The organism is Streptomyces sp. NPDC093065 (assembly GCF_044754585.1).
Lineage (GTDB): Bacteria > Actinomycetota > Actinomycetes > Streptomycetales > Streptomycetaceae > Streptomyces.
On the sequence record NZ_JBIVPJ010000001.1, the window covers coordinates 152,234 to 172,788 of the forward strand.

At 71.9% G+C, this 20,555-nt stretch carries 16 protein-coding genes and 2 tRNA genes; 4 read left to right on the top strand and 14 right to left on the bottom strand.

The window, feature by feature from the left end; translation table 11 throughout:
- Positions 1 to 34: 34 nt before the first annotated feature.
- The 9 genes from ACIQFU_RS00625 to ACIQFU_RS00665 form a co-directional block, all read right to left on the bottom strand.
- Positions 35 to 107 (bottom strand) — tRNA-Ala (locus tag ACIQFU_RS00625).
- Between the two features lie 134 nt (positions 108 to 241).
- Positions 242 to 475: a hypothetical protein gene (locus tag ACIQFU_RS00630; protein ID WP_003976229.1), complete on the bottom strand. Its 234-nt coding sequence runs from the start codon at positions 473 to 475 to the stop codon at positions 242 to 244.
- Positions 476 to 852: 377 nt separating this feature from the next.
- Positions 853 to 925 (bottom strand) — tRNA-Ala (locus tag ACIQFU_RS00635).
- A 138-nt stretch (positions 926 to 1,063) separates the two neighbouring features.
- On the bottom strand, positions 1,064 to 1,735 hold the full coding sequence (locus ACIQFU_RS00640) for a histidine phosphatase family protein (protein WP_402547913.1): 672 nt from the start codon (positions 1,733 to 1,735) through the stop codon (positions 1,064 to 1,066).
- Complete coding sequence (gene rsfS, locus ACIQFU_RS00645) at positions 1,732 to 2,178, bottom strand: ribosome silencing factor (RefSeq protein ID WP_402547914.1); 447 nt, start codon at positions 2,176 to 2,178, stop codon at positions 1,732 to 1,734. Before rsfS ends, ACIQFU_RS00640 begins: the two co-directional genes overlap by 4 nt.
- Before the next feature lie 93 nt (positions 2,179 to 2,271).
- A complete protein-coding gene (locus tag ACIQFU_RS00650; protein ID WP_402547916.1) occupies positions 2,272 to 4,107 on the bottom strand; it encodes a LytR C-terminal domain-containing protein in 1,836 nt (611 codons plus the stop codon).
- Between the two features lie 16 nt (positions 4,108 to 4,123).
- Positions 4,124 to 4,828, bottom strand: coding sequence for a nicotinate-nucleotide adenylyltransferase (gene nadD / locus ACIQFU_RS00655; RefSeq protein ID WP_402547917.1), 705 nt, complete (start codon positions 4,826 to 4,828; stop codon positions 4,124 to 4,126).
- 59 nt (positions 4,829 to 4,887) lie between these two features.
- The gene (locus ACIQFU_RS00660) at positions 4,888 to 5,055 is read right to left on the bottom strand and encodes a hypothetical protein (RefSeq protein WP_402547918.1); all 168 of its coding nucleotides are present in this window, start codon (positions 5,053 to 5,055) and stop codon (positions 4,888 to 4,890) included.
- Between the two features lie 132 nt (positions 5,056 to 5,187).
- Complete coding sequence (locus ACIQFU_RS00665; RefSeq protein ID WP_402547920.1) at positions 5,188 to 5,349, bottom strand: hypothetical protein; 162 nt, start codon at positions 5,347 to 5,349, stop codon at positions 5,188 to 5,190.
- A 157-nt stretch (positions 5,350 to 5,506) separates the two neighbouring features.
- Here ACIQFU_RS00665 and ACIQFU_RS00670 point away from each other — a divergent pair, with 157 nt between their 5' ends.
- Positions 5,507 to 6,706, top strand: coding sequence for a M48 family metallopeptidase (locus ACIQFU_RS00670; RefSeq protein WP_402547922.1), 1,200 nt, complete (start codon positions 5,507 to 5,509; stop codon positions 6,704 to 6,706).
- An 11-nt stretch (positions 6,707 to 6,717) separates the two neighbouring features.
- Here ACIQFU_RS00670 and ACIQFU_RS00675 read toward each other — a convergent pair whose 3' ends face one another.
- The 5 genes from ACIQFU_RS00675 to proB all read right to left on the bottom strand — a co-directional run bounded on the left by ACIQFU_RS00675 (position 6,718) and on the right by proB (position 11,668).
- The gene (locus ACIQFU_RS00675; RefSeq protein WP_402547923.1) at positions 6,718 to 7,788 is read right to left on the bottom strand and encodes a hypothetical protein; all 1,071 of its coding nucleotides are present in this window, start codon (positions 7,786 to 7,788) and stop codon (positions 6,718 to 6,720) included.
- 85 nt (positions 7,789 to 7,873) lie between these two features.
- A complete protein-coding gene (locus ACIQFU_RS00680; RefSeq protein ID WP_402547925.1) occupies positions 7,874 to 8,443 on the bottom strand; it encodes a hypothetical protein in 570 nt (189 codons plus the stop codon).
- A gap of 97 nt (positions 8,444 to 8,540) precedes the next feature.
- Entirely contained in the window at positions 8,541 to 9,827 is a 1,287-nt protein-coding gene (locus ACIQFU_RS00685; protein WP_402547926.1) for a glutamate-5-semialdehyde dehydrogenase, read from the bottom strand.
- A 73-nt stretch (positions 9,828 to 9,900) separates the two neighbouring features.
- Positions 9,901 to 10,431 carry a hypothetical protein gene (locus tag ACIQFU_RS00690; RefSeq protein ID WP_402547927.1) on the bottom strand — a complete coding sequence of 177 codons (531 nt, stop codon included), beginning with the start codon at positions 10,429 to 10,431 and terminating at the stop codon, positions 9,901 to 9,903.
- Positions 10,432 to 10,564: 133 nt separating this feature from the next.
- Positions 10,565 to 11,668: a glutamate 5-kinase gene (proB, locus tag ACIQFU_RS00695; protein ID WP_402548468.1), complete on the bottom strand. Its 1,104-nt coding sequence runs from the start codon at positions 11,666 to 11,668 to the stop codon at positions 10,565 to 10,567.
- A 229-nt stretch (positions 11,669 to 11,897) separates the two neighbouring features.
- Between proB and ACIQFU_RS00700 the strand changes: the two genes are divergently transcribed.
- The 3 genes from ACIQFU_RS00700 (at position 11,898) to ACIQFU_RS00710 (ending at position 20,476) form a co-directional block, all read left to right on the top strand.
- Positions 11,898 to 14,081 carry a hypothetical protein gene (locus ACIQFU_RS00700; protein WP_402547928.1) on the top strand — a complete coding sequence of 728 codons (2,184 nt, stop codon included), beginning with the start codon at positions 11,898 to 11,900 and terminating at the stop codon, positions 14,079 to 14,081.
- 575 nt (positions 14,082 to 14,656) lie between these two features.
- Complete coding sequence (locus ACIQFU_RS00705; protein ID WP_402547930.1) at positions 14,657 to 16,888, top strand: CDP-glycerol glycerophosphotransferase family protein; 2,232 nt, start codon at positions 14,657 to 14,659, stop codon at positions 16,886 to 16,888.
- A 24-nt stretch (positions 16,889 to 16,912) separates the two neighbouring features.
- On the top strand, positions 16,913 to 20,476 hold the full coding sequence (locus ACIQFU_RS00710; RefSeq protein ID WP_402547932.1) for a CDP-glycerol glycerophosphotransferase family protein: 3,564 nt from the start codon (positions 16,913 to 16,915) through the stop codon (positions 20,474 to 20,476).
- Positions 20,477 to 20,555 lie beyond the last annotated feature (79 nt).

Genomic DNA, 20,555 nt, shown 5'->3' on the forward strand with positions numbered 1-20,555 from the left:
GGATCGAAGATCCGGGGGGTTCGTCTGTGTGATGTGGAGCTAAGGAGAATTGAACTCCTGACCTCCTGCATGCCATGCAGGCGCTCTACCAACTGAGCTATAGCCCCTTGCTGCCATGCGGCGGAGCCGCATGTCGTTCGTGTCGCCCGGTCTCCCCGGCGGCGACGCCAACATTACACGGTCGACCGGGCACAACACCAAATCGTTTCCGGTTTGCCTGTTCTGTCCCCTTGTGAGGCCGTCAGGCAGTCACGAACGAGTAGAACCTCTTGAGCGTGCAGTGCTCCTCGAGGAGCCGGCCGTAGATCGGCTCGCCCTCGAGTTCGCGGTACGTCTCGATGGGGTCGCCTTTTATGATCAGCGCCCGCGCGCATTCCTCGCACCAGTACTGGTAGTCGGGGTTGACGGGTTCCATGTCGCGCACGATGGGCGTGCCGCTGCCGCACCAGTCGCACTTCCGCCTGTGTGCACCCATCGATCAGCTCCAGCTGTGGCCGCAGGCCGTGCACACGTAAGAGATACCGCCGTTGTCGCCGAGGACTTGGGCCACGTGCCGGGAACCGCAGGAAGGGCAGCTGAGACGGGTGAGCGTGTTCCTCGCCACCGCTCCGCCGAGGAGGTGACCGACCTCCTCGAGGATGCTCCCAGGCATCGCCACTCCCTCCCGTCGGGTCGCGGTCCCCTTCCGGCCGTTTGATTCTGCCACGACCGGGCCAACCCGGTCAGCGACGCCTGAGTACCGGTCCGGACACGGAGTCCATAGACGTATACGCCTGTGGGACGTGTGTTGCTCAAGCGGGCGGAGACGAAAAATCCCGCCCCCCGAAGGGGACGGGATTCGTCCGTGGGTTGTGGAGCTAAGGAGAATTGAACTCCTGACCTCCTGCATGCCATGCAGGCGCTCTACCAACTGAGCTATAGCCCCTGGTGCCACGCGACCCGAGCCGCATGGTCCTTCTCTCGTCCGCTCCGCTCGGCGGGGCGAACAAGAAGAACTTTAGCCTGCGACCTGCCGGAAAGTGAAATCCGGGCCCCCGCCGACCGCGACTCGGCCGTCGTCCGCTCAGACGTCGTCGCCGATGACCGGTTCCGGGAGCGTGCCGGCGTTGTGCTCCAGCAGGCGCCAGCCGCGGGCGCCCTCGCCCAGGACGGACCAGCAGCAGTTGGTCAGGCCGCCCAGGCTCTCCCAGCTGTGCGGTTCCAGACCGAGCAGGCGGCCGATGGTGGTGCGGATCGTGCCGCCGTGGCTCACCACGACGAGGGTGCCGTCCTCGGGGAGCTTCTCGGCGTGCCGGAGGACCACGGGGGCGGCGCGGTCGGCGACCTCGGTCTCCAGCTCGCCGCCGCCGCGGCGCACGGGCTCGCCGCGCTTCCAGGCCGCGTACTCGTCGCCGTACCTGGCGATGATCTCCTCGTGGGTCAGCCCCTGCCAGACGCCCGCGTAGGTCTCCCGCAGGCCCTCCTCCAGGGTCACCTCGAGGCCGGTGAGCACGGACAGTTCGGCGGCCGTGTCCGCGGCGCGCGCGAGGTCGGAGGCGACGATCGCGTCGGGGCGCAGGTGGACGAGCAGTCCGGCGGCGCGCCGGGCCTGGGCGACGCCGGTCCCGGTCAGCTCGACGTCCGTGCTGCCCTGGAAGCGGCGCTCCACGTTCCACGCGGTCTGGCCGTGCCGCCACAGGATGACGCGCCGGCCGCGGCCCTGCCGGCCGGCGCTCACCTCGCCGGTGGCGCTCATCGCCAGTCCCCGTCGGTCTCCGTCGCCTCCTCGGCGGCCTGGAGCTTGGCGTGCTCCTCCGCCTTGCCGCGGGTGTCCTTGGCGTCGGCGGGCAGCTCCAGCTCGGGGCAGTCCTTCCACAGCCGCTCCAGGGCGTAGAAGACGCGCTCCTCGCTGTGCTGGACGTGGACGACGATGTCGACGTAGTCGAGCAGGACCCAGCGGGCCTCGCGGTCGCCCTCGCGGCGCACCGGCTTGGCGCCGAGCTCCTTGTTGAGCCGCTCCTCGATCTCGTCGACGATCGACTTGACCTGGCGGTCGTTGGGCGCGGAGGCCAGCAGGAAGGCGTCCGTGATCGACAGCACGTCGCTGACGTCGTAGGCGATGATGTCGTGCGCGAGCTTGTCGGCCGCCGCCTGGGCGGCGGCGTTGATGAGTTCGATGGAGCGGTCGGTCGCGGTCACTGCCTGGCTTTCGGGTCGGCGGTCGGTTGACCTCAAGGGTCTCACGACCGCCGACACGGGCCCACGCGAAGCAGTCGTCCGCCCCGGCCGTCCCTACGACGCCGGCTTGTAGTCCTGGCCGAGCACCACCGAGACCCGCGCGTTCGCGGAGACCTTCCCCTGGGAGACGGAGTCGGTGGGCAGGCCCAGGGTCTTGGCGACCTGGACGGCGTTCTCCTTGTCGGCGGCCTCCGCGTAGACGACCTCCGACGTGGCCTCGGTGGCGGAGGCCGTGCCGCCCGACACGAAGGTGAAGCCGCCGTTGAGGAGGACGACGCGGGCCTTGCCGGTGCGGTCCTCGTCGCCGGTGGCGTTGCGCACCGAGACGCTGACGGCCGCGTCCTTGTCGGGGCTCTTGGCGGTGCCGCCGAGGACGTCCTTGACGACGCTGTCACTGGCCTCGGCGCTGAGCCCGCCGTCGTCCTGGACCGGGAGCAGCGCGGTCTTGAAGTCGCCGCCCTTGGCACGGTCGGAGAGCCCGGCGAGGAAGGTGCCGAGGTCGTTCTCGGTCAGCGGCGGGTCGAGGATCATCCCGAGGGTCTGGACGGTGGTCGTCGCGGCCTGCGGGTCGGAGGACATCTTGCGCAGCACGCCCTGCATGACCTGCCCGAACCGCTGCAGCTGGACGTTGGCCTCCTCGCCCTTGCCGCTGTAGGTGGCGTAGGCGACGGCCATCTTGCCGCTGAGGGTCTGGCCCTTGCCCTTGTGCACGAGGGGCGTGGAGCCCTTGTCCTTGGCCTCCGGGTCGGGGACGTCGGCGTCGGTGTCGACGTCGATGTTGCCGACCAGGTCGACGAGGATCTGGAGGTAGGGCGTGTCCAGGCGCCAGGTGCCCTCGATGTCGGTGCCGAGGGCCGAGTCGAGGGAGGTGCGGGTGACGTCGGGGCCCTCGTCGCCGACGGACTTGGCGAGCGTGGTGGTGCTGCCGTCGTCGCCGGTCAGGGCGAGCGCGTTGGGCACCAGCACGGCGGTGCCCTGCTTGGTGGTGGTGTTGTTGACGAGCAGCGCGGTGGAGGTGCCGCCGCCCTTGGTGTCGTGCAGGTGGACGGCGATCACGTCGCGCTTCTGGGCGCCCGCCGCCGTCGTACCGCCCGTCTTGTCGTCCGAGGAGGACAGTCCGGGCAGCTTCCCGGCGTACCAGAGGTAGCCGACGCCGCCGACCGCGACCAGCGCCAGGACGACGACCAGGGCGACGATGCGCGAGCGTGCGCGCCGGCGGGCCTCCTCGCGGCGCTCGGTCCGGTTCTCCGTGAACTTCATCCAGTCGATGACGTCCTCGGAGTCGCCGGCCGGCTCCTCGACGAAGGCGAACTGCTCGGTGCGGTAGTCCCCGCCGGCCGCGGGAGAGGGCTCGTCGGCGTCCGTCCGCTCCCGCTGCTCGGGCGGGCCGGCCTGCTGCGGGATGTGGGGGCTCTGCTCGGCGACCCGGGGCTGCGGTCCGCTGGTCGCGGCCCGGCCGTAGGGGTCGTACGGCTGCTGCGGGGCCGGGGCGCCGCCGTGCGGGCCGGTGGGGTGGCCGCCGTAGTCGCCGTAGCCCGGCGCGGGCCGCTGCGGCGGCAGCTGACCGGTGTCGTAGCCGCCCTGGGAGCCATAGGGATCGTAGGGCTGCTGGACGGGCTGCTGGGTGCCGGTGGCGTACGGGTCGTAGCCGTAGCCCTGCTGTCCGTACTGCTGCTGCCCCTGGTGGCCGTGCCGGCCGTACTGCTCCTGCTGCTGTCCGTACTGCCCCTGCTGCTGGGCGTACGGGTCGTACTGCTGCCCGCCGGGCCGGCCCGGCACCTGACCCTGGGCGTGGCCCTGGGCCTGGCGGTACACGGGGCGGCCGTACTCGTCGTAGCCGACGAGTTCGTACTGGTCGTCGCCGTGTCCCGCGTCGTATCCGTCGTTCACCGGTGCCCCTCTCGGCTCACTCGCCGCGGTACAGCTGGCGTTTGTCGATATAGCGCACGACTCCGTCGGGCACCAGGTACCAGACGGGATCGCCCTTGGCGACTCTCGCACGGCAGTCCGTGGAGGAGATGGCGAGGGCGGGGACCTCGACGAGGGAGACGCCGCCCTTGGGGAGTCCGGCGTCCGTGAGGGTGTGGCCGGGCCGGGTGACGCCGATGAAGTGGGCGAGGGAGAACAGCTCCTCGCTGTCGCGCCAGGTGAGGATCTGGGCGAGGGCGTCGGCCCCGGTGATGAAGAACAGGTCCGCGTCCGGGTTGAGGGCGCGCAGGTCGCGCAGGGTGTCGACGGTGTAGGTGGGGCCGCCGCGGTCGATGTCGATGCGGCTGACCGAGAACTGCGGGTTCTCCACGGTCGCGACGACCGTCATCAGATAGCGGTCCTCGGCCGCGGAGACCGCGCGGTGGCTCTTCTGCCACGGCTGCCCGGTCGGCACGAACACCACCTCGTCGAGCCGGAACTGCGCGGCGACCTCACTGGCCGCCACGAGGTGCCCGTGGTGGATCGGGTCGAAGGTGCCGCCCATGACGCCCAGGCGTCGCTTGCCCGGCGACGGGCCGTCGCCCGGACCGTTGACCGGGCCGGCGGCGCGGGCGGGCACCGCGTTCTGCGTGCCGCGCGCCGGCGCGTGCGCCGGGCCGGTAGGCGTGTCGTGCTCTCCCATGCGAGCAGACCCTACCGGCCCGCCCGGAGCGACCCGGCCGCGCCCACGGAGCCGCGCGCTCAGCGGTCGCGGTTGAACCGGGTGGTGATCCACAGCAGGAGCAGCAGGACGATCAGCGCACCGAAGCCGGTGACGTAGGGGCTGAGGCTCTCGTGGTTGCCGCCGTGCTCCTCGCCGCCCTCGGCGGCGAGGGTGGCGAACTGGGCGGCGCTGAGGGGAAGGTTCATCTTCGGCAGGACCTATCCGGTGTGGGCGGGACAAGACGTCCGCTCATCGTATGCGGGCGCCCCGCGGGCGATCACGCCGACTCCGCCGTTGGGGACGGGGCGTGGCGGGTCCGGGGGAACCTTCGCATCCCCTCAGTCGTCCTTCTGCTTGTACCCCCGCAGCAGGAACCACGCGGTCAGCACACAGCCCACCACCATCACGATCAGGACGATCCGGAGCAGATTCCCCGGCCCCTGCTGCCCGGCGGCGGTCGCGGCCCCAGCGAGCCAGTCGGCGTGCGGGATGTGCTGCATGGTGTGGACTCCTTCGACGTACTGCCCGTCCACGGTATCTCCGCCTAGGCTGGGCCCGGCTCCGGGGGCGCAAAGGGCCGCACAAGGGTTCGCAAAGGCCAGACATACGTACAGGTCACACATCGCCATACAGTCGTACATGTATATGGGGGAAGAGATGTCCGACAGTCACCACAACGGGCACGAGCACGTGCCGAGCAGGCAGCGCAGGCGTTTCCCCGGCATCTCCTCGCGTGCGTACGAGCATCCGGCCGACCGCAGCGCGCTGGTGGCGCTGCGCAGGCTGAGCGGCTTCGACACGGTCTTCAAGGCGCTGAGCGGCCTGCTGCCGGAGCGGAGCCTGAGGCTGCTGTTCCTGTCCGACTCGGTGCGCGTCTCGGACCGGCAGTTCGCCCATCTGAACGTCATGCTGCGCGACGCCTGCTACATCCTGGACCTGGAGAAGGTCCCCGCGATGTACGTCAAACAGGACCCGGCCCCGAACGCGATGTGCATCGGCCTGGACGAGCCGATCGTCGTCGTCACCACGGGCCTGGTCGAGCTCCTCGACGAGGAGGAGATGCGTGCGGTCGTCGGGCACGAGGTCGGGCACGCCCTGTCCGGGCACGCGGTCTACCGGACCATCCTGCTCTTTCTGACCTCGCTGGCCGTCCGGGTCGCCTGGATCCCGCTGGGCAACGTGGCGATCATGGCGATCGTGACCGCGCTGCGCGAGTGGTTCCGCAAGTCGGAGCTGTCCGCCGACCGTGCGGGCCTGCTGGTCGGCCAGGACCTGCAGGCCTCCATGCGTGGCCTGATGAAGATCGCGGGCGGCAACCACCTGCACGAGATGAACGTGGACGCGTTCCTGGAGCAGGCCGAGGAGTACGAGGCCAGTGGCGACCTGCGCGACTCCGTGCTGAAGATCCTCAACGTGCTGCCCCGCTCCCACCCGTTCACCACGGTCCGGGCCGCCGAGCTGAAGAAGTGGGCGGCCTCCCGCGAGTACCAGCGGACCATGGACGGCCACTACCCGCGCCGCGACGAGGACGGGGACACCTCGGTGCGGGACTCCTTCCGGGAGTCGGCGTCGCACTACGCCACGCACGTGCGCAACTCCAAGGACCCGCTGATGAAGCTGGTCAACGACATCGCGGGCGGCGCCGGCGACCTCGGCGACCGGATGCGGCGGGGCTTCGGCGGCTTCGCGGGCTCCCAGCCGCGGCCGCCCAAGGACGGGGGCGGGCCGGCGGAGGGACCCGACGGCTCCCAGGGACCCGAGGGCCCCGGGGACGACGGAGGCCCCGGGGACGACGGGGGCGACAGGGGCGACGGTCCGCGGTCCCCGCGGGACGGCGCACCGCGCGACGGGGCCTGACGCCCGCCCGCTCACGCCTTCGGCTGGGCGCCCCGCGCGAGGCTGCCGCACAGGGCGGTGGCGTTGTCCGAGGTGTACGGGTCGGTGCCGGCCGGGACGCCGGCCCCGGCCTGCTGCCCGGCCAGCAGCGGGCGCAGGTGGCTCGCCGAGTCCCCGGCGCAGGACAGCGGCCCGGCCTGGACGTAGGAGGCGACGAGCCGGGTCTGGTGCAGCCGCAGGTCGTCCCGGTCGAAGCGGAAGCGCAGCTCGCGCCGGACGGTGAACAGCGACTCCTCGGCCCGGGCGTCGCCGGCCGGCCGCAGCGCGTACACCATGGTGTGGTCGGCGGTGACCTCCAGCGTGGACGCGTCGCTCTCCACGATCCGCAGGCTGCCGTCCACCCGGATGTGGGGGTCGGCCAGCTCGGCGCGGGCGGGATCGAAGCGGATCAGCCATCCGGTGGGCGCGTGCCGGCCGTCCGCGGCGGGCCGCTCGAAGCTCTCGTCGAACTGCTGGAGCTGGTCCGGGTCCAGCAGCACCCGCACGGAGCGGGCCTCCCCGCCGCCGACCACGTCCGGGTCGAGCGCCGAGCGGAGGATGTAGGTCTTGGCGGTGGTGAGCGCGTTCATCACCTGGTCCTCGGAGAAGTGCGCCGTCTGCCGGGCCCCCGGCAGCGGGACCCCCTGGGCCGCGGTCCTGAAGTGCGCGGCGGGACTGTGCGCGTACAGGAAGGCGGCGTCGTCGGCGCCGGGCACCTCGTCGCGCGGCGCGAGCGGGACGAGGGTCATCCGCGCCGGCTCGGCGGCCCGCCCCTCGGCGGGGCTCTGGTAGGGGTGCCGTACGCCCATGTAGATGGCGGTGCCGAAGGCGACGGCGATCAGCATGACGAGGATCAGCGCCTGCCGGGACAGTCCGGCCCGGCGCAGCGGCGGGCGGCGGCATACGGCGGGCGCGTGGTCGGTGATGCGCTCCTGGGCGGAGAACTCCTGGAGCCGGGCAGCGCGCACGAACGATTCGTCGAAGACGACGGATCGGTACTCGTCCTCTCCGCCTCCGGGGCCGCCCTCGGGCGTTCCTCCGGGCGGACCGCCAAGCCCTGCCATACCTTCAGAGTGAGTCTGCGGAAGGTCGTGTAAACGCGCCGGTGCGGGTCAAGTTGGGACAGCTTGGCGCCGTCCGACGGGCAGGTCAGGGGCTGCGCGGAAGCACCGACACGGCCGGCTGGGAGTAGTCGGCGGAGGCCGAGGGCGGCACGGTGCCGCCCTGTTCGGGGCCGGTCGAGGCGGGCGGCGGCACCTGCTGCGGGCCGCTGCCCGAGGAGGCGCCCCGGTAGACGGCCACGAAGGCCAGCGCGACCATGCCGATGCCCATCGCGAGGGCGAGCAGCCAGGCGACGGGCCGGTGCCAGCGGACCTGCTTGCCGTAGGCGGCGGGGGCGCCGTAGGGGCGGTCGAGCGGGTCGCGGTCGTCGTCCGGGTCGTCGAGGTCGGGATCATGGCCGAAATCGCCGTACCCGTCGTCGTAGCGCTCGGCTCTGCTGCGGCCTCGGCGGGCCGCTTCCGCCTCGGTGGCCTCGGCTCTGGCCTCCGCGGCGGCCAGGAGGCGTTCGACGGCGGTCGGCTCGTGCACCGCGGCCGCCTGTACGAAGGCCTCGTCGAAGACCACGGAGGCGAACTCTTCGTCCGACACCCCGCGGTCGTGGTCGTCGTCGGGCTCCCTGCCGTCCGGGAACGGCGTGCCCCCCACGTCCTCCGGCACGGGTCCAGACTAGACCTGGGGGGTCGTTTTGGGCAGACGGCGGGGAAATTCTCCCGGTGGGTGAGATGCCCCGATCGGTGTGCCCGCCGCCCGGCCGTCAGCGGCGTACGTGTCCGTCGCCGGTGACGATGTACTTGGTGCTGGTCAGCTCCGGCAGCCCCATCGGGCCCCTGGCGTGCAGCTTCTGCGTGGAGATGCCGATCTCGGCGCCGAAGCCGAACTGGCTGCCGTCGGTGAAGCGGGTGGAGGTGTTCACCGCGACGGTGGTGGAGTCGACCAGCTGGGTGAAGCGCCGGGCGGCCTGCTGCGAGGTGGTGACGATGGCCTCGGTGTGGCCGGAGGTCCACAGCCGGATGTGCTCGACGGCCCGGTCCAGCGAGTCGACGACCGCGGCGGCGATGTCGTACGACAGGTACTCGGTCTCCCAGTCCTCGGGCGTGGCCTCGACCACGGTGGCCTTGGAGTCCTTGGCGTAGGCCGCCACGCGCTCGTCGGCGTGCACCGTGACGCCGGCCTCGGCGAGGGCGTCCAGCGCGCGGGGCAGGAAGTCGGCGGCGATGTCCTGGTGGACCAGGAGCGTCTCGGCGGCGTTGCAGACGCTGACGCGCTGGGCCTTGGAGTTGATCAGGATGTCGACGGCCATGTCGAGGTCGGCCTGCGCGTCGACGTAGACGTGGCAGTTGCCGGTGCCGGTCTCGATGACGGGGACGGTGGACTCCTGGACGACGGTGTTGATCAGCGAGGCGCCGCCGCGCGGGATGAGCACGTCGACCAGGCCGCGGGCCCGCATCAGCTCGCGCACGCTGTCGCGGCTCGCGCCGGGCACCAGCTGCACGGCGTCGGCGGGCAGTCCGGCCCCGCCCACGGCGTCGCGGACCACCCGGACCAGGGCTGTGTTGGACTGGTAGGCGGAGGAGGAGCCGCGCAGCAGGACCGCGTTGCCGGACTTCAGGCACAGTGCGGCGGCGTCGACCGTGACGTTGGGCCGGCCCTCGTAGATGATGCCGACCACGCCGAGCGGCACCCGGACCTGGCGCAGGTCGATGCCGTTGGGCAGGGTCGAGCCGCGCACGACCTCGCCGACCGGGTCGGGCAGTGCGACGACGTCGCGCACGTCGGAGGCGATGGCGCGGACCCGCTCGGGGGTGAGGGTGAGCCGGTCGATGATGGCCTCGCTGGTCCCGGCGGCGCGGGCCTTGGCCACGTCCTGGGCGTTGGCCTCGACGATCTCGCTCGTGCGGACCTCCAGCGCGTCCGCGACGGCGAGCAGCGCGTCGTCCTTGGCGGCCCGCGGCAGCGGCGCGAGGTCGGCCGCGGCGGACTTGGCCCGGTAGGCGGCCCGGGTGACGGGTGACATCGAGTCGTACGGCGAGAGCGTGGTCATGGAGGGAAGGGTAGTGCGCGCCGTCGGGGCGGTCGCCTGCCGTCCCATCCCGCGAGATAGGGCCACAGAGGGGTCAAAACGGGTGAACGCCGACGGGTGTCGCGGGTGCGGGCCCGTACCCGGCGGCGATGCGCTGGTGGTAGGTGGCCCGGTCGATGACCTCGAGGCCGACGATCTCCCACGGCGGCAGCCCCGCGGTCTGCCGGTGCTCGCCCCACAGGCGCAGGGCGACGGCGGCGGCGTCGTGCAGGTCGCGGGCCTCCTCCCAGTACCGGATCTCCGCGTGGTCGTCGGCGTAGCGGCTGGTCAGCAGGAAGGGGTGGTCGTGCGCGAGCTGTTCGAGCGCCCGGCGCACCTCGGTGAGCGGGGCGCGGGCGCCGGAGACGCTGAGGGTGACGTGCCACAGGCGCGGGGTGTGCTCGGGCTCCTCGCCGCGGAAACGGTCGCCGGCGGCGACGCTGGTGAGGGCGCGCTCCTCGCCGCCCGCGCGGTTCGCGCTCCGGGCGCCGCCGGGGCGCGTGCCCGGAGCGCCGCGGGCGCCCGCACCACCGCGGGAGGCACTACCACCGCGGGGCGCCGCCGTCCCAGGGCGTACTCCGCTCACGACGGCCTCCTTCACGCACGGCTCGGCCCGGTGGTCGGCCGGGCTTGTCCCTGAGGAAAGTTGAGCAGGCCGCGCGAGATCGCGGGGCGGTTTTGCGGAACGTCCACCACCGATTCGGGGACGTTTCGACCCATTACGGGTGCAGGATCACCAGATCGTCCCTGTGTACGACCTCACGTTCGTACGCGGGTCCGAGTTCGCGCGCCAGTTCCCGGGTCGAGCGGCCGATCAGCCGGGGCATCTCCCTGGCGTCGAAGTTGACCAGTCCCCGGGCCACCGCGCGGCCGGTGCCGTCCCGCAGCTCGACGGGGTCGCCCGCGGCGAAGTCCCCTTCGAGGCCCGCGATACCGGCCGGCAGCAGCGACTTGCGGCCCTCCACGACCGCCCGTACGGCGCCCTCGTCGAGGACGAGCGCCCCCCGCGGGGCGGAGGCGTGCTGAAGCCACAGCAGCCGGTCGGCGGAGCGTCTGCCGGTGGCGTGGAAGTAGGTGCCGGTGTCGCCGCCGGCCAGGGCGTCGGCGGCGTGGACCGCGCTGGTCAGCACCACGGGGATGCCGGCGGCGGCGGCGATGCGGGCCGCCTCGACCTTGGTGACCATGCCGCCGGTGCCCACGCCCGCCCTGCCGGCGCTGCCGATCTCGATGTCCGCGAGGTCGGCCGGTGCGCGCACCTCGGCGATCCGCGACGTGTCCGGCCTGCCCGGGTCGCCGTCGTACACGCCGTCCACGTCGGACAGCAGCACCAGCAGGTCGGCGCGGACCAGATGGGCGACGAGGGCGGCGAGACGGTCGTTGTCGCCGAAGCGGATCTCGTCGGTGGCGACGGTGTCGTTCTCGTTGACGATCGGGAAGGCGCCCATGGCCAGCAGCTTGTCCAGGGTGCGGGAGGCATTGCGGTGGTGGGCGCGGCGGCTCATGTCGTCGCTGGTCAGCAGCACCTGGCCGACGCGGACGCCGTACCGGGCGAAGGAGGCGGTGTAGCGGGCCACCAGCAGCCCCTGGCCGACGCTGGCGGCGGCCTGCTGGCGGGCCAGGTCCCTGGGGCGGCGGCGCAGGCCCAGCGGGGCGAGCCCCGCGGCGATGGCGCCCGAGGAGACGAGGACGATCTCCTTGTCGGTCCCGCACACCTTGGCCAGCACGTCGACGAGCGCGTCGACCCGGTCGGCGTCCAGGCCGCCCTCGGCGGTGGTCAGCGAGGAGGAACCGACCTTGACCACGATCCTGCGGGCCTCGCCCACGGCCTGCCTCGTCCCCGGCCCTGCCCCTGCCACGGCCCGTCCGCCTCTCCCGTCGACACGCGCCGATCCCTGCGCTCGCCAGGCAATCTACGCGAAGGCGGACACCCGCCGCACCAGAGTTCACGCTGCGGACAAGTGGCACGCGACCGGCCGGGTCCGAGGCCGTCGAGGCCCGGCGTCAACACACGCGTGTCGTCGGGCGGTCACCCGGCGTTAACCCGGTTGTCCGATGCGCGACGAGCCTGGAGCGACCGCAGTGCCCCTATCCCCGCCCCGTCTGCCCCGCCGCCGTCCCTCCCGCCCGGCCCGGCCCTCCGGTGGCCCCCGCTTCGGCCTGCCCGGGCGACGGACCGCCGTGAAGCTGCTGGTCCTGGCCGTGCTGGCGACCGCCTTCGCCGCGCAGGCGGTGGGCGCGCTGCTGCCGCACGTACCGCTGCTGCTGGCGGCGAGCGCCGCCTCGCTGGCCGCCGAGGCGGCGCTGTACCGGTGGCAGCTGGGCATGGTGTCGCTGTTCGCCCAGTCGCACGCCGATGTCACCGTCCGGCACGTACTGCGCGACCTGCTGCTCGTGATGGGCCTGCTGCGCCTCGGCGAGCAGCACCGCGAGGGTGCCTACGCCCCGCTCGTCGCCGGGCTGCTCGTCTTCTACGCGCTGCACTGGGCGATCCAGGCGGTGTCCGTCCTGGTCCGGCGCACCCGCACGCTGCCCGTGGTGACCCGGAACATCGACGCCTCGGCGCTGCGGCTGACCCCCGCGCCCCCGGCGCTGCTGCGCCGCCCCGGGCACCGGCTGGCCGCCTTCGGGCTGCCCGCGACGGCCGGGCTGCTGGCCACGGCGGCGACCGACGCGCCGGTGTACGGGGCGGCCGGGCTCGCGCTGTCCCTGGCGCTGGCGCTGACGGGCCTGGGCGCGCTGCTGCTGCGGCTGCTGCCGGGCCGCCGGCCCGCCGGTGAGCAGGAGGTGCTCGACTGGTTCGACGCCTGGCTGACGCGGTACCGGCCCACCGTCGGCCTGTACTTCTCGGGCGGAGCGTCCTCGGCGTACCAGGCGAACATGTGGCTGGAGCCGCTGGCCGGGCTGGAAGGGCGGCCGGTGATCGTGCTGCGGGAGCGGCACATGGTGCAGCGGATCGCGGCGACCGACATCCCGGTGGTGTGCCTGCCGAAGGTGTCCACGCTGATGCGCCTGGAGCACTCCACGCTCCGCGTCCTGCTCCACCCGTCCAACTCGGGGAAGACCTCCCAGGTCCTGCGCATCCCGACGATCAAGCACGCCTTCGTCAACCACGGGGAGAGCGACAAGCTGTCCTCGTGCAACCCGTACGCGAAGGCGTACGACGAGGTGTGGGTGGCGGGCCCCGCAGCGCGCGAGCGGTACGCGCTGGCGGAGGTCGGCGTCGAGGACAAGGACGTGGTGGAGATCGGCCGCCCGCAGCTGGACGCCGTGCGGCCGTACGCGGGGCCGCCCGCACCGGGCGCGTTCACGACCGTGCTGTACGCGCCGACCTGGGAGGGCTGGGACGGCAACCCCGGCAACACGTCGGTGGTCGAGGCCGGAGAGAGCCTGGTGCGGGCGCTGCTCGCGGACCCGGGCGTACGGCTGCTGTACAAGCCGCATCCGCTGACGGGCTCGGTGGACCCGCGGGCCCTCGCCGCCGATCTGCGCATCCGGGAGCTGGTGCGGGCGGCGAACCGGGAGCGGGGCGGACCCCGGCCCCCCGCGTCGGCGGGCACCGCCCTGGCCCGGCGGACGGCGGAGCTGGACCGGCTCACCACGGCCGGATTCCGGTCGGCGGCGGACCAGGCGGAGCGGATGCTGCGGCAGCCGGATCCGGAGTCCGGGCGGGCCGGGGCGGTGCGGCGGGCGGAGGCCGCGTGGCAGGACGCGTACTGGGCGTCGCTGCCCGAGTGGGAGCACCAGGTCGTCACGGACGCCCGGCCGCCGCTCTACGCCTGCTTCGACCGGGCCGACCTGCTGATCAGCGACGTGTCGAGCGTGATCAGCGACTTCCTGGCGAGCGGCAAGCCGTACGCGGTCGCCAACACCGGCGCGCTGGCCGAGGACGTGTTCCGCAAGTCGTTCCCGACGGTGGCCGCGGCGACCGTGCTGACGCCGGACGCGTCCGGGGTACCCGCGCTCCTGGAATCGGTGCGTCGTCCGGAGCTGGACGAACTCGCCGGGGAGCGCGCCGCGTTGGCCCTGCGTCTGCTGGGTCCGGCCGAGCCGCCGTCCCGGGAGCGTTTCGCCGGTGCGGTACGGGACCTGTGCGCGGCGGCGGTTCAGCACCGGGCCAGGATGGCGGAGCGGCTCGCCGCGGACCTCCCGCCCGCCGGACCGCTCCCCGGCCCGCGCCGCGAGCCCGCCCGGCCGTCCGCCCCCTCCACGGCCCCGGACCCGCGCAGCCACATCTGAGCCCCGCTTCCGGCCCCGGCGCGGACCGCGCCTGTCACAGCATGGTCACGAATCACGCCTTCCGGAGCGGCGGTCCCGCCCGCCGCCGCCCGCCTGCGGCACCGCCTCGGGCACCCGGCCGGTGCGGCCGGCGGACGGGTCGCGGTCAAGTCGTCCTACGCGTCCTCGCCTTCGCCGGGCCCGCGGCCGTGCGTGCCGCCGTCCCAGACCCCGCCCGTGACCAGCCGGCTCGTCCCGCCGTCCCACGGGGCTCCGTCACCGGGCGCGGACCCGTTCGCGGGCCGCGGAAAACGAGTCGGGCACATGGGGCGGAAAGCGGCGCAAGTCGGTAAAGAGGACAGCGGGGCCGAATGTGAGGAAGTTCTCCGGCTGCTTCGGCGCGGCCCATTCCGGCCGCCGGTGCGGCCATTTCCCGCTGTGGCGGGGCACAGAGTGTCCGACTACCGTGCCCGCGGAAACTCCGCGTGAATCCTTTACGCTGATGCGGCGGCGCGCTCCAGGCCCGAGCAGTGCCCGGAGCGCGTTCCGGTCCCAGCCCGCGGTCCCGTGGTCAGTTCTCGGAACAGGTTGTAAGGATGCCCAAACTCTCTCTCGTTGTTCCCGTGTACAAGGTGCAGGGCTATCTGCCCGAGTGCCTTGACTCCATACTCGGGCAGGACTGCACGGACTTCGAGATCATCGCGGTCGACGACTGCTCGCCGGACGGTTCAGGGGCCATTCTCGACGAGTACGCGAAACGCGACGACCGGATTCATGTGATTCACCTCACGGAAAACGTGGGCCTGGGTCGTGCGCGCAACGCCGGACTGGAAAAGGCCGGCGGCGATTACGTGTTGTTCCTGGACAGTGACGACACGTTGTCGGACGGTGCGCTGTCGGCCATTCGGGACCGGATCGAGGCCACGGGCGATCCCGAGATCCTGGTCTTCGACTACGCGCGTACCTACTGGGACGGCCGCGTCCGCCCCAACCTGCGGGCCGACGTCCTGAAGGAGGAGGGCCCCGACGCCTTCTCCCTCGCCGAGCGCCCCCAGCTGCTCGACCTGCTCCAGATCGTGTGGAACAAGGCCTACCGGCGCGACTTCGTCACCCGGACCGGACTCACCTTCCCGCCCGGCTACTACGAGGACGCCCCCTGGACGTTCTGCTCGCTGATCAGCACCGAGCGGATCGCCGTACTCGACCGGGTCTGCGTGTACTACCGGCAGCGGCGCGAGGGCGGCAACATCCTCAAGACCGTCAGCCGCAAGCACTTCGACGTCTTCGACCAGTACCAGCGGGTCTTCGACTACCTCGACGCGCACGAGGAACTCGCCAAGTGGCGCGCCCCGTTGTTCCGCAAGATGGTCGACCACTACCTGACCGTTCTGGAGCGCCCCGGCCGGCTGCCGCAGGACGCGCGCGCGGAGTTCTTCCACCGGGCCTCGGCCGACTACCGCGCCCGCGTGCCGAAGGACTTCACCCGCCCGGGCGGCGGACGCGGCCACAAGTACGGCATGCTCGAGCGCGACGCCTACACGACCATGGTCAGCGCCCTGGCGGCGGTGAAGCTGCGCCAGCGGGTCAGGACCCGCACCCGCACCGCGCTCAACCGGTCCAAGCGCGGCGCGATGGGCGCCTTCTACCAGTCGCAGCTCAGACTGCCGCTGGACGACAACCTGGTGCTGTTCTCCGCCTACTGGAACCGAAGCGTCTCCTGCAACCCCGCCGCCATCGACGCCGAACTGGCCCGGCTGGCCCCGCACATGCGCCGGGTCTGGGCGGTCCGCGCGGAGAACGCGAGCGGGGTGCCCAAGGGCGTGAAGGTCGTCCGCGTCGGCTCACGCGAGTACTGGTCGGCCGTGGCCCGCGCCAAGTACCTCGTGAACAACGTGAACTTCGCGGACTCCGTGGTCAAGCGCGAGGGCCAGATCCACGTGCAGACCCACCACGGCACGCCGCTGAAGACGATGGGTCTGGACCAGCAGAAGTACCCGGCCTCCACCGACATGGACTTCGAGAAGCTCCTCGAGCGCTGCGACCGCTGGGACTACAGCATCAGCGCCAACCAGTTCTCGACCGTGATCTGGGAGCGGGTCTACCCCTGCTCGTACACCACGCTGGAGACCGGCTACCCGCGCAACGACGTGCTCGTCACCGCCGGCTCGGAGGAGGTGCGCGCGGCCCGCGCCGGGCTCGGCCTGGCCGACGGCACCAAGGCCTTCCTGTACATGCCGACGCACCGCGAGTACCAGCCGGGCTTCACTCCCCCCCTGAACCTGTCGGTGTTCGCGCGCGAACTCGGGCCCGACGTGACCCTGCTGGTACGCGGCCACTACTTCTACGGCAACTCCCCGCACGTCGACGAGCTGCGCCGCACCGGCCGGATCATCGACGTCTCCGGGCACGCCCGGGTGGAGGAGCTGTACCTCGCGGCCGACGCCCTGATCACGGACTACTCCTCGGCGATGTTCGACTACGCCGTACTGGACCGCCCGATCATCAGCTACGTCCCCGACTGGGACGTCTACTCCGCGGTGCGCGGCACGTACTTCGACCTGCTCCAGGAGCCGCCCGGCGCGGTGGCCACGACGCAGGCGGAGCTGCTGGCGCTGCTCGCCTCCGGCGCGTACGACAGCCCGGAGACGGCGAAGCGCCGGGACACCTTCCGCCGGCGTTTCTGTGAATTCGACGACGGACACGCAGCCGAACGGGTCGTGCGACGCGTCTTCCTCGGTGAAGAGAGCCTGCCGCCCGTCGTCCCGTTCGACGAACGCCACCACGCCCCGACCCCCGCCCAGGCGCTCGAACTGGTCGAGCGGGCCTGACCCCGAAAGGAGACCCACCAAGCCATGGCCCCTCGGCTCAGTGTCATCGTCCCCATCTACGACGTGGAGCGTTACCTCCCCGCCTGTCTGGACTCGCTCGCGGCACAGACCTTCCGTGACTTCGAGGTCCTGATGGTGGACGACGGTTCACCCGACGGCTCCGCCGCCATCGCCGAGGAGTACGCCTCCCGCGACCCGCGCTTCAAGCTCATACGCAAGGAGAACGGCGGCCTCGGCGCCGCCCGCAACACGGGCATGGCCCACCTGGCGCCCGAGTCGGAGTTCCTGACCTTCGTCGACAGCGACGACCTGATCCCGCCGGACGCCTACCGGCTCATGGTCGGCAGCCTCGACGAGAGCGGCTCGGACTTCGCGACCGGCAACGTCTACCACCTCAGGGGCGAGAAGTCCTGGCAGGTGCCGCTGATGCGGATGCTGGCCGGTGAGGCCCGGCTGCGCACCCACATATCCCGGTACGCCAAGCTCGTCGCCGACCGCATCGCGTGCAACAAGGTCTTCCGCCGCACCTTCTGGGAGAAGAACGGCTTCGCCTTCCCCGAGGGCCGGCTGTACGAGGACACCCCGGTCACCATGCGGGCCCACTACCTGGCCGAGAGCGTCGACGTCATCTCGGAGCCCTGCTACTACTGGCGGCTGCGCGAGGGCGAGTCCGCCCCGTCGATCACCCAGCGCCGCACCGACCCGGCGGGCGTGCGCGACCGGGTCACCTCCGTGATGGAGATCAGCGCCTTCCTCGCCGAACAGTCCGGCGAGACCTACGCCCGCCTCAAGCGCGAGTACGACACCCGGGTCCTCCGCGACGACCTGCGGCTCTTCCTCAACGTGGTGCCGGACGGCGACGAGGAGTACCGGACCGAGTTCCTGCGTTCGGCCAACCGCTTCCTCGACAGCATCGACCCCAAGGTCGTCATGGACCTCCCGGCCGAGCTGCGCGTGCAGTGGCTGCTGGTGCGCAAGCACCAGCTGGACGAGCTGATCGCCCTGCTGGCCGGCCAGCGCCGCCGGGAGACGCCCGAGGTCAGCGGCCTGGTACGCAAGTACGCCTCCTTCCCCTCCCTGGAGGGCGCGGACCTGCACCTGCCCAAGGGCGCGCTCCGCATCGACCAGCACCTGAACGTGCGCGCCCCGCTGCAGGAGGTGAGCTGGTCCGGCGGCAAGCTCGTGCTGTCCGGCAACGCCTGGATCGACAAGATCGACCTGCCGACGCGCAAGTCCTCGGTCAAGGTGCTCCAGCTGCGCAAGGACAGCTCCCGCCGCCGCATCCTGCTGCCGGCCCGCAACCTGCCGCGCCCCGCGGTCACCACCGACTCCGGCCAGGACCGCTACAACTACGAGTGGGCGGGCTGGGAGGTCACCATCGACCCCACCAGGCTCCGCAAGGGCGGCGAGTGGCAGGAGGCCGTGTGGCACGTGGGCCTCGGCATCTTCGCCTCCGGCCTGGTGCGGCGCCACGCGGTCCACTCCAGCGGCGGCGCGGCCTGCAACTTCCCGCCGTACCACTGGCTGAGCCCGGACTTCCGGATGCTGCCCGCCGTGGAGCGCGGGGCGCTGAAGCTGCGGATCGAGAAGGTCCGCGCCCTGATCACCGGCCGCACCCTGGAGGGCGACCGGATCAAGGTCACCGGTGAGATCCGCGAGCCCCTCGCGGCGGACGAGCAGGTGGTCCTGCGGGTCAAGAACCAGAAGGGCGCCGAGACCCTCGACTACCCCGTCATCGTGGACCGCGCGGGCGCCGGACAGACCTTCTCGGTCGAGGTGCCGGTCGCCGACGTGGCGCTGATCTTCCACGAGGGCGTCGACGAGAAGGCGCAGCCGGAGAAGCGGACCTGGTCCACGGTGCTGGTCGCCACCGACGCCCGGGGCAAGGAGCGGCGCTTCGGCACCGTGATGCAGGAGGGCCTGGCCGACGCGGAGTTCGCGCTGCCCACCTCTCTCGGCACCCAGTCGCACCTGGTGGAGCTGGCCGCGGTGGCGGGCCACACCGGGTTCCTGAAGTTCTCCGGCCGTACCCGCCGCGCCGTGATCGACACCGCCACGGTGCGCGACGGCCGGATCACCCTCACCGGCCACGCCGACCCGCGGCTGTCCGGCTCCCGCTTCCTGCTCAAGCCGCGCAACCGCTACGAGGAGCGCTTCGCCGAGACCCGGTGGCTCGACGGCGGACGCTTCGAGGTGTCCTTCGATCCCTCCCGCCTCGGCGGCGCGGGCGACGTCCCGCTGCGTGCCGGCCGCTGGAACCTCTTCCTGCGGCCCGACGAGGAGGGTGTGCCCGACGTCCCCTTCGTGACCGACCGGCTGGCCGCGGACTCGTTCCCGGTCCAGGCCGAACTCGGTGGCCGCCGCTACTGGCTGGAGAACCGCTGGGGCGACTTCCCGCAGCTGAACGCCCGTTCCGAGCTGAGCGACCTGGAGCGCGGTCCGTACCGTCAGAAGGAGCTGCGCCGGACGGTGTACGAGTCGCTGTCCCAGCAGCCGCTCAGGGACCAGGTCTTCTACCTGAGCTACAACGGCAAGCAGTTCTCGGACAGCCCGCGCGCGATGTACGAGGAGCTGGTGCGGCGCGGCTCGGACCTGAAGCACCTGTGGGCGGTCCGCGACGGCCAGGTCAACCTGCCCGACGGGGTCGAGAAGGTCCGCATGTGGGGCAAGGAGTGGTACGAGGCGCTGGCCTCCAGCCGCTACATCGTCACCAACGGCCACCTTCCCGACTGGATCGTGCGCCGCCCGGGCCAGTCGATCGTGCAGACCTGGCACGGCACGATGCTGAAGAAGATCGGGCACGACATCGACACGCTGCACTTCGACCGGCGCTATCAGGAGAAGCTGGCGCTGGAGGCCAAGCAGTGGAGCCTGCTGGTGTCCTCCAACCGCTTCAGCACGCCGATCCTGAAGCGGGCGTTCTCCTACGACGGCGAGATCCAGGAGGCGGGCTACCCCCGCAACGACTACCTGTACTCCCCCGACCGGGACGCGATCGCGGCGCGGGTGAAGCAGGCGCTCGGCCTGCCCGAGGGCAAGAAGATCGTCCTGTACGCGCCGACCTGGCGCGACGACCAGTCGCACAGCGCCGGGCAGTACCTGTTCGACCTGCGCATCGACCTCGAGGACGCCCAGCGCCGCCTCGGCGACGACCACGTGCTGCTGATCCGCCGCCACTCCAACGTGGTGGACGCGGTCCCGGGCGCGGGCAACGGCTTCGTGTGGGACGCCTCGGAGTACCCGGACATCGCCGACCTGTACCTCGCCGCGGACATCATGATCACGGACTACTCGTCGGTGATGTTCGACTACGCGCACCTGAAGCGGCCGATGCTGTTCTTCACGTACGACCTGGAGCACTACCGGGACACGCTGCGCGGGTTCTACTTCGACTTCGAGCAGGACTCCCCCGGCCCGCTGATCGACAACTCCAAGGAGCTGGTCGACGCGATCCGGGACATCGACCGGGTGCGGGAGAAGTACCAGGAGCGGTTCGACCGCTTCCACCACCTCTTCTGCGACCTGGACGACGGCAACGCGTCCGCGCGGGTCGTCGACCGGATGATCGAGCAGGCCCGGGAGGGCTGACCCGCTGCCGCGAAGGCGAAAGGGGCGGGGCCCGGAGGACGGTGATCCTCCGGGCCCCGCCCCTTTCGCCTTCGGCCGG

Coding starts and splice junctions, on each gene's coding strand:
- ACIQFU_RS00675 (WP_402547923.1), bottom strand. CDS start 7,788: ATGGCAGGGCTTGGCGGTCCGCCCGGAGGAACGCCCGAGGGCGGCCCC.
- ACIQFU_RS00640 (WP_402547913.1), bottom strand. CDS start 1,735: ATGAGCGCCACCGGCGAGGTGAGCGCCGGCCGGCAGGGCCGCGGCCGG.
- ACIQFU_RS00700 (WP_402547928.1), top strand. CDS start 11,898: ATGCGCGACGAGCCTGGAGCGACCGCAGTGCCCCTATCCCCGCCCCGT.
- ACIQFU_RS00710 (WP_402547932.1), top strand. CDS start 16,913: ATGGCCCCTCGGCTCAGTGTCATCGTCCCCATCTACGACGTGGAGCGT.
- ACIQFU_RS00670 (WP_402547922.1), top strand. CDS start 5,507: ATGTCCGACAGTCACCACAACGGGCACGAGCACGTGCCGAGCAGGCAG.
- ACIQFU_RS00665 (WP_402547920.1), bottom strand. CDS start 5,349: ATGCAGCACATCCCGCACGCCGACTGGCTCGCTGGGGCCGCGACCGCC.
- nadD (WP_402547917.1), bottom strand. CDS start 4,828: ATGGGAGAGCACGACACGCCTACCGGCCCGGCGCACGCGCCGGCGCGC.
- ACIQFU_RS00685 (WP_402547926.1), bottom strand. CDS start 9,827: ATGACCACGCTCTCGCCGTACGACTCGATGTCACCCGTCACCCGGGCC.
- ACIQFU_RS00660 (WP_402547918.1), bottom strand. CDS start 5,055: ATGAACCTTCCCCTCAGCGCCGCCCAGTTCGCCACCCTCGCCGCCGAG.
- ACIQFU_RS00705 (WP_402547930.1), top strand. CDS start 14,657: ATGCCCAAACTCTCTCTCGTTGTTCCCGTGTACAAGGTGCAGGGCTAT.
- ACIQFU_RS00630 (WP_003976229.1), bottom strand. CDS start 475: ATGGGTGCACACAGGCGGAAGTGCGACTGGTGCGGCAGCGGCACGCCC.